The sequence below is a fragment of the Halobacteriovorax sp. HLS genome, from assembly GCF_004006665.1.
Classification (GTDB): domain Bacteria; phylum Bdellovibrionota; class Bacteriovoracia; order Bacteriovoracales; family Bacteriovoracaceae; genus Halobacteriovorax.
This window is the reverse complement of the sequence record NZ_QOCL01000009.1, coordinates 361,179-375,797: the sequence shown is the minus strand read 5'-3', so window position 1 is coordinate 375,797 and position 14,619 is coordinate 361,179. Positions and strand designations below refer to the sequence as shown.

Genomic DNA, 14,619 nt, shown 5'->3' with positions numbered 1-14,619 from the left:
TTTCCAGAGTAATATAGGAAAGAATGATACCCAACGAAAGTAAACGGTCATCTTAAAGAGGTTCAAATGAAAATAAATGCTATTGTATTTGATATGGATGGAACGATAGTTGACTCCCAGCTCGACTTTAATCAAATGAGGGACGAGATTGGTATTCCTAAAGACTTTCCAATTCTAGACTTCTTAGAAGATATTCAAGATGAGAAGTTAAAAGAAAAAGGTTTTGCAATTGTTGAGAAACATGAGCTAACTGGTGCATCTAAAGCAACACCTTTAAGAGACATTGATTCATTCATTCAACTACTAATGGAAGCAAATTTTCCAATCGGTATATTGACAAGGAACTCCAAGAAAGTAACAGACCTTACACTGGCAAAATTTCCCTGGGAGTTCAATTACGTACTAACAAGAGACTGCGCCCCTCCAAAACCAAACCCTGAAGGATTATTCTTAATGGCAAAGAAGTTTAATACGCCTATTGAAAACTTGTTATACATTGGAGACTATGACTTTGATCTCGAAACAGCTCGCAATGCTGGTGCGATCTCAGGTCTGTTTCTAAACCAAAGAAATTCGCACCTAGCAAAAGCCGCCGATCTCAGTATTACAAATTATATGGATCTCGTCTCAGAGCTAAAACTATCCGAACTTTAGCTCAGAGAGTTTCTTCTCATTCTGAATATTTGAAAACTCAATATCTATGTCAATATCAGAAAGTACTTTAAAGTAGTTTCTACTATCAATTAAAGGCCACCACTCATAGAGAAAAATATTAATAGGCTTCCACATAGAAACCCAACCTACAAGCAAAAGACCTTCTTTTAAGAAGGTCTTAAAATATGTATCATCTATACTCTTAGAAAGGATAGAAGATAGAAATAATGATGAGCTAAGAAACAAAAGACCAATTAAAAGAGTCTTAAATCCAAGATTAAATGTAGCGTGGATTGCCTTACTCGTAATATCTGCTCTATATGTAAAGAACTCTCTAACCGCCGTTTCAACAGTCGAAGAGCTACTATCAGACAAAACATCATTAGTAACAATGCGAAGTTTTCCGATCTTTTTTGGACCAATTTCATGAGCACAGGAGAGGATATACTCTACTACATCATCATCTAAGTCTTTTATTCTGAATGGATTAGGATCTCTTTTATCAAAGAGCTGCTCGATTGAGACAACCTTAATTTCGATGACACACTTACCGTTTTCAACGGGATACCAATTATTTCTTTTCATTAAACCCAAAGCTTGGAACCTTAAATTGAGCATTCCACACTAAACATTATATTATGAACAAAATCCGTATCGACATGGTCGAATTAGTTATGAGTATGGCACAAATTTGAAATTAAAATCAACAAGAATTTAAAATTATTTTATGGTCTACAGGCCATTTCTCCAGAAGGAGATTTAAAGCACATTCCTCTAACTACTCCATGTGGGGAATTAAACTCGCATGGCTTATTAACAAGTTTATCCTTGCAAGCATTCTTAGCGGCCATTGGTGGGCCATGAACATGAGGCTTTTGAATATGAGGAGGATGTAACGGTCTCTTAGTGACAACATTATCGTCCCCTGGCTGATTTCGCCCCTTTCTAAAACTAGGATCAGGAGTTCCCCTAAAACATCTAGGGATGACAGGAAACTCCTCAGTTAAGAAGTAGAAGTACTCCTCACCTATTGCTTTTCCATTACAACGATCTAAATCACCAGAGCCTTTAACAAATTCATAATCACTAACGAATGTCCCATCATACTTTCCACCAATAGGCCTGGTTCCCTTTTTCAATCTGTAGCTTGAATAAACTTTTGTTCCATTCTTTCCATAGAGGGCGAGAATTTTAAACCCATCCGCAGCGTACCCAATGACAGGAGACTGTGCCCCCTTACGTACCCCTAGCTTTTCCATTAATTGGAGAGGGAGTCCATGGTAGTGGTATGCCCCAGTAGGCTGGACATGAGCATGATTCTCGTCAACTCCTAAGCGAACAGCACCTGATAATGCTTCATACTGCCATTCAGAGTTTCTTTGTCCTTGAAACCACTCGTCCGCACCAGGGTCAAATGGAATACCATTTAGAGCAACGCCAAAGTCGTAAGTCATCTCTAATGGAGTGACAACCATATTCATAATTGGATTTATAGCAACTCTATAAAGATACTTTTGCTTATTAATTGCATGAGGATTTCCAGCATTTGGAAATTTTCCAACATTATGATCAGGGATGCCATTAGAAACAATAATCAAATTCTTACTATTATTTGAGATATTTACAGTACTAGAAAATTCTAAACTTTCAGTAGCTTTTATTAGTCTTACTCCACCAGACTGAAGCATTGTATGGACTCTTGCCTCACGTTGAGCGTAAGTAGATAAGTTAAACAGAGAAAGTAAAATAATTAGATACATAAGTATTCCATTAAAAAAATCATTTTATCAATTAAAGCACTTAATGAACCAAAAAGAAACTGATTGAAGAAATTTATCTGAGACTGTTCATTAGAAAAAGACCAATATGGTCATATACCAAACTCGAAGAATAGAGAGCGTTAATCTATCTCGAGACTTAAAACTTATAACATTAATTTGTCTAAAGATTCATTCCTATCATACATAATTTATTTTAGATGCCGATTTAGTACTTATGAAAATGATAAAAAGAGTACTTAGTTCAATTTATTTCGACTATCTACTAGCAGCAATCGCTGTAGTAGGTTTTACTGGTCCATTCTTTATAACAAAGAATAGAGAGAACGATGTATTTCTTATTTTAACATTATTTGTTATGTGGCTACTTTTAATCATCATTCTATTTTTAAAAAGTAAAATAAAAAATAGGGATCGAAATGTTTAGTCTTCTTGAAGTTCTCCTGTATGTAATTATTTACACCACGATGCTTTATTCTGTCGTAGTCTTCTTACAAAGAAAGAAACTTTTTGGAAAAATCAATAAGAGCCCACTCACATACTCCTTAACACTCGCTGCATACTGTACTGCATGGACTTTCTACGGCTCGGTTGGATCATCGGCCAAAAGTGGAGTTATCTTTTTAACTATTTACTTGGGACCAATGATATCCATAATTCTTTGGGATTCAATTTTACGTAAACTCATTAGAGCAAAAGAGCAGTATAAAATTACGAGTATTGCGGACTTTGTTTCAACAAGATACGGAAAATCTGCAAAAGTCGCCTTCATAGCAACATCTCTTGCTCTAATTGGAACTATTCCTTACATATCATTACAAATTAAAGCAATTATTGGATCAATATCTTTGTTAACAAGTAATGAAGCTTTAGGTTTTCTAACAGAGGCATTTATTGTAGTTCTAATTATTATGGGCACTATCATTCTTGGAATCAAAAAAGTTAGCTTAACAGAGAGACACCCAAAAATGATAACTGTCATAGCACTAGAAAATATTGTAAAGTTAGTTACGTTTATTTTGATTGGGAGTGTTGCATTCTTCGTATATAACGAGCAACCTTGGAACTTTTTTAACGATTTAAAAACTTACCTACCTGAGAGTTATGCCTATATGGGCAATCGAGACTTCAAAGATATCGCCACATGGGCAACATATTTAATATTAGCAACAAATGCAATTTTATTCCTTCCTAGACAGTTTCACATTGCAGTAGTTGAAAATAATAATGAAAACCATATTACCCATGCTAAATGGCAATTTGGTTTATATCTTTTCTTAATTAATTTATTTGTTCTTCCTATTGTAGTAACGGCCTACAAGTTAGGCTTTACAATCGAACAAGCTGATCAATTCATAGTAAATCTTTCTATGCTAAAAGGTTCAAAATATTTAGCTATAGCTATATTCATTGGAGGATTTTCAGCAGCGTCAGGAATGATCATGCTATCTACGATGACAGTTTCAACAATGGTTTCAAATCATATTGTCATTCCTATATTAAAAACAACTAACACTTTAAACTATCTAAGTAAGTACTTACTTCAAATAAGATGGATAAGTGCTTTCGTACTTATCACAAGTTCATATATGTATATGAAAGTAATGGAAGGTAAATATGCATTAGTAGCAATGGGCATGATCTCATTTTCAGCTGCACTCCAATTTGCTCCCGCAATTATTTTAGGTCTATACTGGAAGGAGGCCAACAAACGAGGTGTCTTCTGCGGAACAGTTCCTGGAGCACTCATTTGGCTATATACTTTAGTTCTACCTGCATTTTGTAAAAGTGGATTTATTTCAATGGATATTTTAGAATATGGACCATTTGGAATATCTTTTCTAAGGCCAGAAAATCTATTTGGATTAACTGGGTTACACTACTTAACAAACTCACTAATTTGGACAATGTTCTTTAATATAACAGGATTTGTTATTGGAAGTTTAAGCTATGAGCAATCAGTTGAAGAGGAGAAAATTTCAAAAGAAATTGTCTTCAACTTAAGCGCTGATAATGAAGGTACACAGTTGCAAGAGGACCATGAAAGAGAAATTGAGAAATCTCAGAAAAAAGAGATTGTACAAACAACTCTTAGAAAATATTTCACAGATAAAGTAGTAGAAACATACTCAAATGATATCTTTAAAGATATAGGACATATTGATCACGATTTAATTTCAATTATAGAACTTTTCGAAATTAGAAATCGCCTTGAAACAAAACTAACAGGTGCTATTGGGTCGGCCAATGCATCTAGTGACATTGAGTCTTCAGGTCTTTTTACAGAAATTGAAAAAGAGGCGCTTTCAAATTTCTATGCGAAACTCATTACTGACCTTAATGTAGACCCAAGGGAATTAAATAAAAGAATAAACCTATATAAGGAAAAGCAAGATTTCATTCTAGAGCAAAATAACAACCTAGAGAAACTTGTAGCTAAAAGAACTGAAGAGCTTGAGAGTCAAAAGGAGAAAACATTTCAAGCATCCAAACTATCTGCCCTTGGAGAAATGGCAAGTGGAATTGCTCACGAAATAAATAATCCTTTGACCATTATAAGCTCAACCTCCTCTCTAATTAGAAGACTATCAACAAAAGATAAATTGTCTAGTGATAGACTACATGAGCAGCTTGGAGACATCGATAGAACAGTTAAAAGAATAAACTCAATAATTAACGGTATGAAAAACCTTTCTAGAGACACTTCAAGAGACGACTTTGCTGAAACAAGGATTACCGATATTGTAGAAGACTGCCTTGGTATTTGCGAAAGTAAATTTAAAAGTGCTGGTGTTATGTTTACGATTAATATGAATGATGAAGCTAAAAACTCAACAATAAGCTGTAAACGTATTGATATTTCTCGAGTTATTATTAATTTTCTAAACAATGCTTTCGACGTTGTATCAGAATTAGAAGAAAAGTGGATCGTTTTGGATATTGATATCTTTGATAATTTGATTACATTCAGCCTTACGGACTCTGGAAAAGGTATTTCAGAAGAAGTTCAAGAGAAAATCTTTCAACCATTTTTTACAACAAAGGAAATTGGAAAAGGCACTGGCCTAGGACTTAGTTTATCTAAAACAATTATCGAAGATCATGGTGGCGAAATCACTCTATCAAAGAATTGTGCAAACACTAGGTTTCTCATCACATTTCCAATACGGCACACTCTTTCAGAAATAGCTTAGAAAACTATTCTTTACCGTATTTCTTAAGTAATGAATTATACATATTCTCGTCGTATATCTGTTTTACAATTGTTGCGATTTTATTTTTTAGCTCTATAGGAAGGTCCTTTCTAACAAATACCCATTGTTTCTTATTTGGGGTTATCATAATAACTTTTCCAAAATCCTTATTTGTAAGCCCTAAATCCTTCATCCAATAGTAATATGCTGGTTCAGAAAAAACGGCGCCAGAGGCCTTTCTATCTTTAACAAGCACACTAAGCGCTTGCCTATAACTATTAACCTGAATCACTTTCTTTGGAATACCTTCAAGTTCTACATAAGATGCAGATCGATGAAATACCATGTGCTTCCCCTTAAAGTCATTTATACTCTTAATATTTTCACCTTTTTTCGTACCTGCAATGACATTTATATCAAATTGAATAGCAAGCTTTTCACCGGACTCTAACGACTCAGCATGTGCCTGAGAAGAGATGAGATCGATCTTTCCTTCGTTCAATAATTTTAGCATTCTTTTGAAAGGATAAATTTTGTTTACATATGGAATATTCAATCTTTTTCCGATTTCTTCATTTAATTCGAATATAATTCCTTGTTTTTTTCCTGATCGATCTTGCCACCCGTATGGACGTAAATCCATAGTTCCTATTTTAAGAACTCCTTCTGTAATATTCTTTTCATCAGCACAAACTGTACTAGAAAGAGATAACATCAAGACAAATAAACTTATCAAAGAAATATTGATCATAATTATTAAGATCTCCACACAAAAAGACTCAGATGCAAGTATAGCATCAAGAACACTTTCTAAACTCAAGGGAAACTCAATTCTGATGTAGCTACAAGTTATTGAGACAGCAATGCAGCCTAACGAAAGATCAAAACGCAACCGTAGAAAAGAATGATCGCTGTGACCGAGTTATGGAATAACTTTTCTTGCGTATTAACATATAAACGCTTTCCAAATAAAAGATATGAAACTGCTGCGATAAGAACATAAAGAACAATCTTAATTGATATAAACTCAGGATGAAAAAATAGAAGCATTCCATACTGGATAACACCCATTAGTAAATAACCGTAAGCAACCCCTGCCCTAGTCGAATTCTTATCTCCACTATGGATGGAAGAAGAGAATAGAGTTAACAAGCCTCCCCCCATATTAGTAAGCCCGTGCACTAAACCTAAGATCACTTGGTACAATTTTCGATATTGAAAAATAAAGCTTGAAAGAATGGTAGTAAGCTTTGAAGATAGTCTGATAGCACCACTTATAAAAAGCATTCCACCAACATAGATACTTAAGTCAATATTTTTTTCGTTAAGAAGGACATAGTAAACACCCAAGAACACAAAAGGCAGACAGAAGAGATTAAACTCTTTGCGAAAAGATTTTCCCGATTTTTGAGGTTCTATGACCTGTAGTAAACTAATACAGATTGATGCTGGTAATACGATACTGAGAGTTTCTTCGAAAGAGAATCCCATAATAAGCAAAGTTGGAGTACCAAATACCAATAGACCGACCCCCAAAACAGATTGAATAGTCGAAAAAATAATAAGAACGCTTATTAGAAGCATAAAGCTCATAATATTCCTTTATAATTTAATGAAACTATCTATTTTTACTATAATTTTCTAGATTTGGCCACGCACCATGAGCTTTGTCCCAATAATCGATAATTATAATTAATCCCAACGAGAGAAGATAACTACTGCCCTATGTGGCTCTGCCATTTGAGAGGCCATGACCTGATAGACACCATTTTTGGCCTTATAAATGCACATTAGCTCTGAACCTGACTTAAGTTCAGTCATTCTTACTGGACTAAAGTAAGTATTTGAAACCTCACAACCATTGACCTTCATTGCAGCTAATATAAATCTTTTACAAGAGTCATTCCAAGAAGAATCATAATCTATCCATTCTTTTGTATAAGTCATTTCTTCGCAATTTGAAGCTTTAGAAGGTACTGAAAGGAGTACTAAAACTAGAAAAGTAACTATATATTTCATATTATTCCTCGTAATTATTTAATCACTACTTACAATAAGTTCCCAGAATCGAAAATTTAAATGAAAAAAATATAGTAACTTATTAAGAAAAGAAAAACCTAGAAATAGTCATTAAGAATTCAATGACTAATATAGTCGCAAATATACTCAAAATACGACGCTGACCTAATCTCATATTAATCCAAGGGCCAAGCCTAGCTCCTAGAAATATTCCTGGTAAAACCATTAACCAAAGATGTAGTGGAACATTTTTGATAATTAGTAAATGAACAAAAAATGGAACCATTGCTGTAATCCCCATAGTGACAATACTAGTAACAGTTGCCTTATGAGAATCTATTTTAAAAAAGAATGTTAAGACAAAAAAGAGTAAAGTATCGACTCCAATTCCAATATATCCAACAATTGCCCCCCCTGCTAATCCTACTCCAACAAGCGACAGTACCAATGACTTATTGAGAATAATATCTCTACGACTCGTACTCTTATCAATATCCAAATGCTTGTATATGTAGCCCGCAAGAAAAATACCGAAACAACTAAAACCAACTTGCAAGTAAGAGGACTTAGACGCAGGAAAAATAAGGATAGTAACAAGACTCGCGGCAATTGCGATAGGAACAACAATAGCTACAATTGGCGATACGATTGCAGCCCTGTCAGTTTTGAACCAATTATAAGTTCCAAAGATCCCCATTCCTACAGACTGGGCCCCTAATGAGAAGCCTACGGCCTGCAGTGGAGCTATCCCTAGTAAAATCATTATTGGAAAGAAAACGATTCCTCCCCCTGCCGGAGTAGACATTGCGATCGTAGCGGCCAGTATTCCTACAAAGGGCATAAACCATGAGGCATATAGTTGATCAGTAGTAACAATACCATTCGATACAAAAGCTACAAATAATACAGAAATAGCTAGCAGTACTATTATTTCGAAACAGTAATGTCTAACTAATCTAGTCATCATTTTTCCGATTTTGTGAACTCATACGCCTTAAATCTTCATCAAATTTTTCAGTTCTTAATAAAGCACTTACAGAACGTACGCCTGCACTACAGCTAGATTGAAGCCCAGGGAAAGAAATATTTTGTCCGGTTAGGAAAAGGTTTTTAATTTTTGTTTTAGGTGAAAGTCCTTTTAAGCCAGTATTTGAAATGGAATGATAAATTCCATAAGCACTTCCCTCTAAAGAACCATTATAATGAATATTAGTTAAAGGCGTACTTATTTCAATTTTATCAATATTAGTTTTAAAAGAATCATCTATTTTAATAAGCTCAATCTTTATAACTTCTTTTAGTTTTTCCTTAAATGCTTTGTAAGATTCTGATCTTTTTCCGAATGTAGAATCCTTCCATCCACTCACATAACTATAGTCACAAGGAATATGAACAGTTATAAAAGAATGTTTAAGATTATAATTCTCTTCATTAGATCGGCCAGGCCTACAGAGATATAAGAAATTTGGATCTAATGGATTTGCATCATCAAATAAATTACTAATATTCTTTTTGAAGAAGTAGTAGTTAGTATCCGGATCGAATTTTGTTTTACTCTTTAGTCGAATATATGCTGCAACAAAGCTTTTAGACTCTTTCATTTTAAGAAGCCTATCTTTGAAGACCCTCCGAGTGGGGTCATGATCAAGACGAGCAAAAGTCATTTTAGGATGCATTGAAGAAATAACATATTTACAACAAAACTCGAAGGAAGTTGTCTTAAGTTTTTTAATCTCAGAATCAATAACATTCATCTCTAAGAGTTCCTCACCTAGAAAAAAATCAACTCCAAGTTTGGAACACTCTTCTTTAAAGCTCTTAGCGAGGTCGTCTCCTGAGTTTTGAAATGTGTAGGGGCCTTGAATTAAGGTATCAGTAATTACAGCATGTGGAGCAAACGCCACGTCTTTTGGTGAGACTCCGTGTAATGTACAGTAGCTATATAGAACGTCTTGAAGTTGAGAATCTTCTATATAACTCTCAACCGTATCCTTCAAAGAAGTTTCCATCCACTTAAAAACCTCGGTTGTTCTCTCATTTAATTTAAAATTAGAACTAGGCATGAGCTTCGCAACATAGAGTAGCTTTTCAAAGTATTGCTTTATTCCTTCTGATTCATGTGGAAAATGTTCTGTAAGGTCTTTAATGCATTTGTCGTAACCTTGAGAAAAGGAGTATTCCTTTCCTTTAATGACGAAACGATCGAATTTACTTTGTGCCATTGGTCGGTAATGCTCTGGAACATAAACATTTAAATATTCTAGTAAAGTCCTAAAAGCCCCCCCTTTTTCCATTGCACCAATATAGTGACCTCCGGTGTCGAACTCAATACCAAACCTTTTAAATGAATGTAAGTAGCCACCAACTCTAGAATGCTTTTCCACAATAGCAACACTCATCCCCTCTCGAGCAAGAAGTATTGAACTTGTTAGACCAGATATTCCGGCCCCAATGATGACAGCGTCATAATTTTTCATGGAGTGTAGAGACCACCGTTAACACTTAATATTTGTCCTGTAATATAAGTCGATTTAGAACTTGCGAGAAACTCAACAACATCAGCAATCTCTTGAGCGTTGCCTAGTCTTCTAGCAGGAATATGCTCAATAATCTCATCAAGTTTAGGAATTTTCTCACTCATTTCAGTATCAATTATTCCTGCTGCAATTGAATTAACACGAACTTTTTTTCTTGCTAGCTCTTTTCCAAGCGTTTTAGACATTGTCATAAGTGCAGCTTTACTCGCGCTATAACTGGCCTGTCCAGGGTTACCTATTTGACCACTCACAGAAGAAATATTAATAATACTTCCCTCTTTTGCTCTGCTCATATATTTTGCCGCCCACTTCATAATTAAAAAAGGAGCATATGCATTTACTTTCATTATCTTATCAAAAGTATCTAACTCAATCATTGAAAAAAGAGAGTCAACCGTAATCCCTGCGTTGTTAACGATAATTTTTGGTTTAATAGATAAGTCATTTAAACACGCCTCTAGGGAGCTTAGATCTGATAAATCACACTGTATAAGTTCACAGGACACACCCAATTCAACAATAGTATTTTTAAGTGAGTTAGCTTTATTGATATTGGAACCATAGTGCAAAAGAATTGAATAACCACTATTAGCTAATGTCTTAGCAATGGCCTGTCCTATTCCACCAGTTGCTCCGGTAACCAATGCCCAATGATCTAACTTACTCATTATTATTCTCCAAAAAATGATAAATTCTGCTTTTTAAAATAGAAGATTGAGATGAAATATTATGTCCAGTATTTTTGAAACTAATAAATTCCACCTTATGCCCAGAATCACTCAACTGCGAATAACCTTCTTTCGCGTAATTATACGAAATAACTTCATCATCTTCACCATGAAAAGCAAGAATATTAAGTTTATTTTTTCCACTATACTTTGAAGCTAGGGGACATGCAGACATAAGCACAAGTTTTTTAATATTATCTAATTCATTAGCAAGTGAAAGACCAACAATTGCACCTTGAGAGTAACCGACAATAGTTATTTCACAGTCAAGAGACATACTTTCAATAAAACTAAGTAGAGCATTCTTAGATTGCTCAACACTGAAGATGGATTTATTTGATTTATGATCTTCAAAATACCAAGAGTATCCCATTCTAGAAATACTCTTATCCGATTTAGGAATTGGAAAAAAACCATTAGGCGCTAAGATCGAATAAGCATCTGGAATCATTTGTTCAAAGTCCATTAGCGCTTTCCTAGCATGCATACGGTATCCATGAAGGAGTAGAACAAGCTTACGTTTTCCCTTATTTTCGAAATAATAAGTAATAGGAAAAGTGAAATCTATATTAGAAGTATTAGCTTTCAACTTTAAAACCTAATGGATAAATAGAAATAGTGTTCTTTGATGCTCGTTGCTCAAATATTTCATGATAATCAGGATGTTCAGTTCCCATTATCTTATCCCACCAAGTAAAATACAGCGAAAAGTGATAATTTGTTTTCGTATGATGGATGTAATGATGAGTTGAGTTTCCCGTGAATTTAGTAAGAGGATTTTTAGTAAAACCACTCGGAAAGAGTTCATATCCAGAGTGGCCAAGACAATTTAAAATAAATGAAATTATCAGAAAAGCTACAATGGCATAAGGATGTAAAGGTAAAAATGCCAGTATTAATGGCCTAAAACCAAGTTCCATAAAAGATTCACTAGGGTGAGTAGCGAATGCCGAAAAGGCCGTTGGATTATGAAACATATGATGTACTTTGTGCTGAGATAACTTTTTCAAAGTATTATTTTTATGAAACAGATAGTGAAACCAAAAAAAGTAAGTATCGTGAATAACAAAAACAAGAACTGTACTTATAAGTAAATAGATCACTCCATATTGCTCTACATCACTATATATTTTGGTGTAACCATTTCTATACATCCAAACCATTAAAACCATCCAAGGCATATAAGATAGCCCAACAGAACATCCCCAAAAGATTTCTTTTTTTATCATGCTCTTTTTAGCACTCTGTGGATTAATTTTGAATTTTGTAAAAAAGTTTCTACAAACTAGATCATAGATATATGCAAAGGAGAGATAGCGAATATTGTAAAATAAGAATGTTGCGATAGCAATTTCAAAATAATTCATAGATCAACCTTTGCGTAAACTTTAAACTCAGCAGATGCAATAACTCTACCTTCGTCATTAAAACACTCGCCCTTTACAAAGAAGAGGTCACCTAATTCTTTCAAGGTTGTGAGTTTTGCAGTGAACTTCGTTCCTGCTTTATAATTATTCTCTTCAAACTCATAGTGACTAATCATTGGGATCATTGCTTGATTTAGACCGTCAAGATTTTTGTTTAATACCTGGGCGGCCCTAAAGTAACCATAACCTTGTGCCATAAACTCAAGAAAGAAACTATTCATCAAATGATCATCCTCAAAAAAGTAAGGATAGTCCTTCTGAAGAGTAACACTAACCTCTCCTTGCAAATCACTTACAGACTCGACATAATCAACCCAAATCATTTTTGAACGATGGGGCATTAAGTGCTCTAAATCAATTGTTGATATTTGTTGTTTCATTAATTCCTTATATCTTTTATAATAAAGTCATGAATATTAAATATTTAGATAATCTAACTTACAATGAGAATACTTTTACTTTTTCACTTTCAAAGGACATCCCTTTTTTTGATGGGCACTTTCCTAAACAAGAAATTCTCCCAGCTGTTGTTTATATAGAGATTTGCCTCTTATTACTTCTAGAAAAAAATATTCACATAAGAAAATATCAAATATCTAAATCCAAATTTTTAAAACCACTTGCTCCAGAGTCTAAGGTCTCTGTCGAAATTCTAACAAGTCAATCACCTTACAAAATAGTCTGGACACTTGATGGCGAAATAGTAGCTAAAATTAATATAAAGACCTAATCATTCTCCATAATTTTCTCTACCGTCTCATATACATCTTTTAACTGGCGAACTTGCATAAAGTCCTCACCATTAATTTTTTTCCCAATTTTCTCTTCCAGAAGAACTAACATATCGGCAGCATCTAAACTATCAAGCTCCAAGTCATCAAATAAGTGTGCCTCGTCAGTTAGAGCACTTGCGTCTAGCTCAAATTCTTCACAAAAGATGTTTTTAATTTCTTCTCTAATTTGACTCATCAGATCCTACCTTTTTCATAATAAAGCTTGAGTTGATACCCCCAAAGCCACTATTGAAGTTTAATACTGTTTTTAATTCTCTATTCTTAGATTGAGTATTTACAAAATTTAGATTTGGGAGTTCGGGATCAACTTCACTAAGGTTATGATTTGGAATAATCATATTCGTATTCATCATTTTTACTAACATTGCTGTTTCAATGGCACCAGACGCTGCAAAAGTATGCCCAGTATAACCTTTTAAACTATGTACACTTACATCTCTTTCAAAGGCATTAAAAATCCCCCAAGATTCAGCATTATCTCCCTGTCTTGTTGAAGTTGCATGAGCACTTATAAAGTCTACTTCTAATGGGTTCGTATTCGTGTTAATCAGTGTTCTTTTTATATTATTAGTAATCGACAAAGTATCGGATTGTGCCATATGTACACCGCTTCCCGAGTAATCCCCGCCAACGACTTCTGCAAGTAGCGTTGCTCCTCTTTTCTTAGCAAATTCTTCCGACTCTAGTATGATTATCCCTGCACCTTCAGATATAACAACCCCATCTCTATTCTTATCAAATGGCCTTGAAGAATCTTTGGGAGAATCATTATAGTTTATAGAAGAAGCGTGGGCAGCATCAAAAGTTGAAACAGTTGTTTTATGAGCTTCTTCACAACCACCAACAATAGCAACATCATAAATACCCGCCTTAATTAACTGGGAAGCTAAAACGACAGATTGATTACCAGAAGCACACGCTGAGTTTGCAGATAGGACTGCACCAGTAAAGTTTATACTAATGGCCATATTTGTTGAATTTGTATGACTCATACATTTAAAGACTGATGTGGACTTTTGACCTTTTGCTGATTCATTTTCAATGATTTTCTTATGTGAGTCATAATATTCAGTAGGGCTACCAGTAGTCGATCCAGTACATAGAAGTGATCTATTAGAATTTAAAATGTCACTATCAAGTCCGGCCTGATCTAAGGCCTCTTTCATAGCTAATATACTCATATGAGTCATCTTAGATGAAGTACGTCTAATTTTTCTGTCTATTGATTTAATATCAAGGTCTTTAACAATTGAACCAATATGTGATTTTACACCATAGAAATTTTTAAATTCATCTATTGTTTCAATTGGACAATATCCCTCTAGGTACTTATCGAACATTTCATCAACACTCTTACCCATTGGAGAAATCGCCCCCATACCTGTGATATAGCACTTCATAATAACCCTTAGGTTCAAAGTTTAAGTAGGTATTATGAAGCAAGAATTGTACCAAAAAAGGCACCAGTTTTCGGTAGGTTGAGAGTAC

General features: G+C 34.4%; 17 protein-coding genes. 4 read left to right on the top strand and 13 right to left on the bottom strand.

From position 1 onward, the window contains the following. Positions 1 to 66 precede the first annotated feature (66 nt). Entirely contained in the window at positions 67 to 654 is a 588-nt protein-coding gene (locus DPQ89_RS11395) for an HAD family hydrolase (RefSeq protein WP_127717068.1), read from the top strand. Here the strand turns inward: DPQ89_RS11395 and DPQ89_RS11390 are convergent. Beyond that, positions 640 to 1,239, bottom strand: a complete 600-nt coding sequence (locus DPQ89_RS11390; protein WP_127717067.1) for a hypothetical protein — start codon at positions 1,237 to 1,239, stop codon at positions 640 to 642. The genes DPQ89_RS11395 and DPQ89_RS11390 overlap by 15 nt on opposite strands. Before the next feature lie 140 nt (positions 1,240 to 1,379). Then, a complete protein-coding gene (locus DPQ89_RS11385; RefSeq protein ID WP_127717066.1) occupies positions 1,380 to 2,414 on the bottom strand; it encodes a YHYH protein in 1,035 nt (344 codons plus the stop codon). A gap of 235 nt (positions 2,415 to 2,649) precedes the next feature. On the opposite strand from DPQ89_RS11385, the gene DPQ89_RS11380 reads away from it, so the two are divergent. Together DPQ89_RS11380 and DPQ89_RS11375 are read left to right on the top strand one after the other, a co-directional pair. Next, positions 2,650 to 2,859, top strand: coding sequence for a hypothetical protein (locus tag DPQ89_RS11380; RefSeq protein WP_127717065.1), 210 nt, complete (start codon positions 2,650 to 2,652; stop codon positions 2,857 to 2,859). Next, on the top strand, positions 2,852 to 5,626 hold the full coding sequence (locus DPQ89_RS11375; RefSeq protein ID WP_127717064.1) for an ATP-binding protein: 2,775 nt from the start codon (positions 2,852 to 2,854) through the stop codon (positions 5,624 to 5,626). Before DPQ89_RS11380 ends, DPQ89_RS11375 begins: the two co-directional genes overlap by 8 nt. 4 nt (positions 5,627 to 5,630) lie before the next feature. On the opposite strand, the gene DPQ89_RS11370 is transcribed toward DPQ89_RS11375, so the two are convergent. The 9 genes from DPQ89_RS11370 to DPQ89_RS11330 all read right to left on the bottom strand — a co-directional run bounded on the left by DPQ89_RS11370 (position 5,631) and on the right by DPQ89_RS11330 (position 12,717). Continuing rightward, positions 5,631 to 6,446, bottom strand: a complete 816-nt coding sequence (locus DPQ89_RS11370) for an ABC transporter substrate-binding protein (RefSeq protein ID WP_127717063.1) — start codon at positions 6,444 to 6,446, stop codon at positions 5,631 to 5,633. Between the two features lie 50 nt (positions 6,447 to 6,496). Further along, positions 6,497 to 7,219 carry a TSUP family transporter gene (locus tag DPQ89_RS11365; RefSeq protein WP_127717062.1) on the bottom strand — a complete coding sequence of 241 codons (723 nt, stop codon included), beginning with the start codon at positions 7,217 to 7,219 and terminating at the stop codon, positions 6,497 to 6,499. 99 nt (positions 7,220 to 7,318) lie between these two features. Beyond that, positions 7,319 to 7,645, bottom strand: coding sequence for a hypothetical protein (locus DPQ89_RS11360; protein WP_127717061.1), 327 nt, complete (start codon positions 7,643 to 7,645; stop codon positions 7,319 to 7,321). Positions 7,646 to 7,727: 82 nt separating this feature from the next. Then, positions 7,728 to 8,609, bottom strand: a complete 882-nt coding sequence (locus DPQ89_RS11355) for a sulfite exporter TauE/SafE family protein (protein ID WP_164848366.1) — start codon at positions 8,607 to 8,609, stop codon at positions 7,728 to 7,730. After that, positions 8,602 to 10,122, bottom strand: a complete 1,521-nt coding sequence (locus tag DPQ89_RS11350) for an NAD(P)/FAD-dependent oxidoreductase (RefSeq protein ID WP_127717059.1) — start codon at positions 10,120 to 10,122, stop codon at positions 8,602 to 8,604. Before DPQ89_RS11350 ends, DPQ89_RS11355 begins: the two co-directional genes overlap by 8 nt. Next, positions 10,119 to 10,850: an SDR family NAD(P)-dependent oxidoreductase gene (locus DPQ89_RS11345; protein WP_127717058.1), complete on the bottom strand. Its 732-nt coding sequence runs from the start codon at positions 10,848 to 10,850 to the stop codon at positions 10,119 to 10,121. The genes DPQ89_RS11350 and DPQ89_RS11345 overlap by 4 nt, the downstream gene beginning before the upstream one ends. Beyond that, positions 10,843 to 11,499 carry an alpha/beta hydrolase gene (locus DPQ89_RS11340; protein ID WP_255411322.1) on the bottom strand — a complete coding sequence of 219 codons (657 nt, stop codon included), beginning with the start codon at positions 11,497 to 11,499 and terminating at the stop codon, positions 10,843 to 10,845. The genes DPQ89_RS11345 and DPQ89_RS11340 overlap by 8 nt, the downstream gene beginning before the upstream one ends. After that, positions 11,489 to 12,277: a sterol desaturase family protein gene (locus tag DPQ89_RS11335; protein WP_127717056.1), complete on the bottom strand. Its 789-nt coding sequence runs from the start codon at positions 12,275 to 12,277 to the stop codon at positions 11,489 to 11,491. The genes DPQ89_RS11340 and DPQ89_RS11335 overlap by 11 nt, the downstream gene beginning before the upstream one ends. Next, on the bottom strand, positions 12,274 to 12,717 hold the full coding sequence (locus DPQ89_RS11330) for a hypothetical protein (RefSeq protein WP_127717055.1): 444 nt from the start codon (positions 12,715 to 12,717) through the stop codon (positions 12,274 to 12,276). Before DPQ89_RS11330 ends, DPQ89_RS11335 begins: the two co-directional genes overlap by 4 nt. Before the next feature lie 29 nt (positions 12,718 to 12,746). Here DPQ89_RS11330 and DPQ89_RS11325 point away from each other — a divergent pair, with 29 nt between their 5' ends. Next, positions 12,747 to 13,067 carry a hypothetical protein gene (locus DPQ89_RS11325; RefSeq protein WP_127717054.1) on the top strand — a complete coding sequence of 107 codons (321 nt, stop codon included), beginning with the start codon at positions 12,747 to 12,749 and terminating at the stop codon, positions 13,065 to 13,067. On the opposite strand, the gene DPQ89_RS11320 is transcribed toward DPQ89_RS11325, so the two are convergent. Both DPQ89_RS11320 and DPQ89_RS11315 read right to left on the bottom strand, forming a co-directional pair. Next, on the bottom strand, positions 13,064 to 13,306 hold the full coding sequence (locus DPQ89_RS11320) for an acyl carrier protein (RefSeq protein WP_127717053.1): 243 nt from the start codon (positions 13,304 to 13,306) through the stop codon (positions 13,064 to 13,066). The two genes, DPQ89_RS11325 and DPQ89_RS11320, sit on opposite strands and share 4 nt — an antisense overlap. Next, positions 13,293 to 14,531: a beta-ketoacyl synthase gene (locus tag DPQ89_RS11315; protein WP_127717052.1), complete on the bottom strand. Its 1,239-nt coding sequence runs from the start codon at positions 14,529 to 14,531 to the stop codon at positions 13,293 to 13,295. The genes DPQ89_RS11320 and DPQ89_RS11315 overlap by 14 nt, the downstream gene beginning before the upstream one ends. Between the last annotated feature and the right edge of the window lie 88 nt (positions 14,532 to 14,619).

Excerpts from the sequence above, each read along its gene's own strand:
- DPQ89_RS11395 (WP_127717068.1), top strand. The coding sequence starts at position 67 with ATGAAAATAAATGCTATTGTATTTGATATGGATGGAACGATAGTTGAC.
- DPQ89_RS11390 (WP_127717067.1), bottom strand. The coding sequence starts at position 1,239 with ATGAAAAGAAATAATTGGTATCCCGTTGAAAACGGTAAGTGTGTCATC.
- DPQ89_RS11385 (WP_127717066.1), bottom strand. The coding sequence starts at position 2,414 with ATGTATCTAATTATTTTACTTTCTCTGTTTAACTTATCTACTTACGCT.
- DPQ89_RS11380 (WP_127717065.1), top strand. The coding sequence starts at position 2,650 with ATGAAAATGATAAAAAGAGTACTTAGTTCAATTTATTTCGACTATCTA.
- DPQ89_RS11375 (WP_127717064.1), top strand. The coding sequence starts at position 2,852 with ATGTTTAGTCTTCTTGAAGTTCTCCTGTATGTAATTATTTACACCACG.
- DPQ89_RS11365 (WP_127717062.1), bottom strand. The coding sequence starts at position 7,219 with ATGAGCTTTATGCTTCTAATAAGCGTTCTTATTATTTTTTCGACTATT.
- DPQ89_RS11360 (WP_127717061.1), bottom strand. The coding sequence starts at position 7,645 with ATGAAATATATAGTTACTTTTCTAGTTTTAGTACTCCTTTCAGTACCT.
- DPQ89_RS11355 (WP_164848366.1), bottom strand. The coding sequence starts at position 8,609 with ATGACTAGATTAGTTAGACATTACTGTTTCGAAATAATAGTACTGCTA.
- DPQ89_RS11350 (WP_127717059.1), bottom strand. The coding sequence starts at position 10,122 with ATGAAAAATTATGACGCTGTCATCATTGGGGCCGGAATATCTGGTCTA.
- DPQ89_RS11345 (WP_127717058.1), bottom strand. The coding sequence starts at position 10,850 with ATGAGTAAGTTAGATCATTGGGCATTGGTTACCGGAGCAACTGGTGGA.
- DPQ89_RS11335 (WP_127717056.1), bottom strand. The coding sequence starts at position 12,277 with ATGAATTATTTTGAAATTGCTATCGCAACATTCTTATTTTACAATATT.
- DPQ89_RS11330 (WP_127717055.1), bottom strand. The coding sequence starts at position 12,717 with ATGAAACAACAAATATCAACAATTGATTTAGAGCACTTAATGCCCCAT.
- DPQ89_RS11325 (WP_127717054.1), top strand. The coding sequence starts at position 12,747 with ATGAATATTAAATATTTAGATAATCTAACTTACAATGAGAATACTTTT.
- DPQ89_RS11320 (WP_127717053.1), bottom strand. The coding sequence starts at position 13,306 with ATGAGTCAAATTAGAGAAGAAATTAAAAACATCTTTTGTGAAGAATTT.
- DPQ89_RS11315 (WP_127717052.1), bottom strand. The coding sequence starts at position 14,531 with ATGAAGTGCTATATCACAGGTATGGGGGCGATTTCTCCAATGGGTAAG.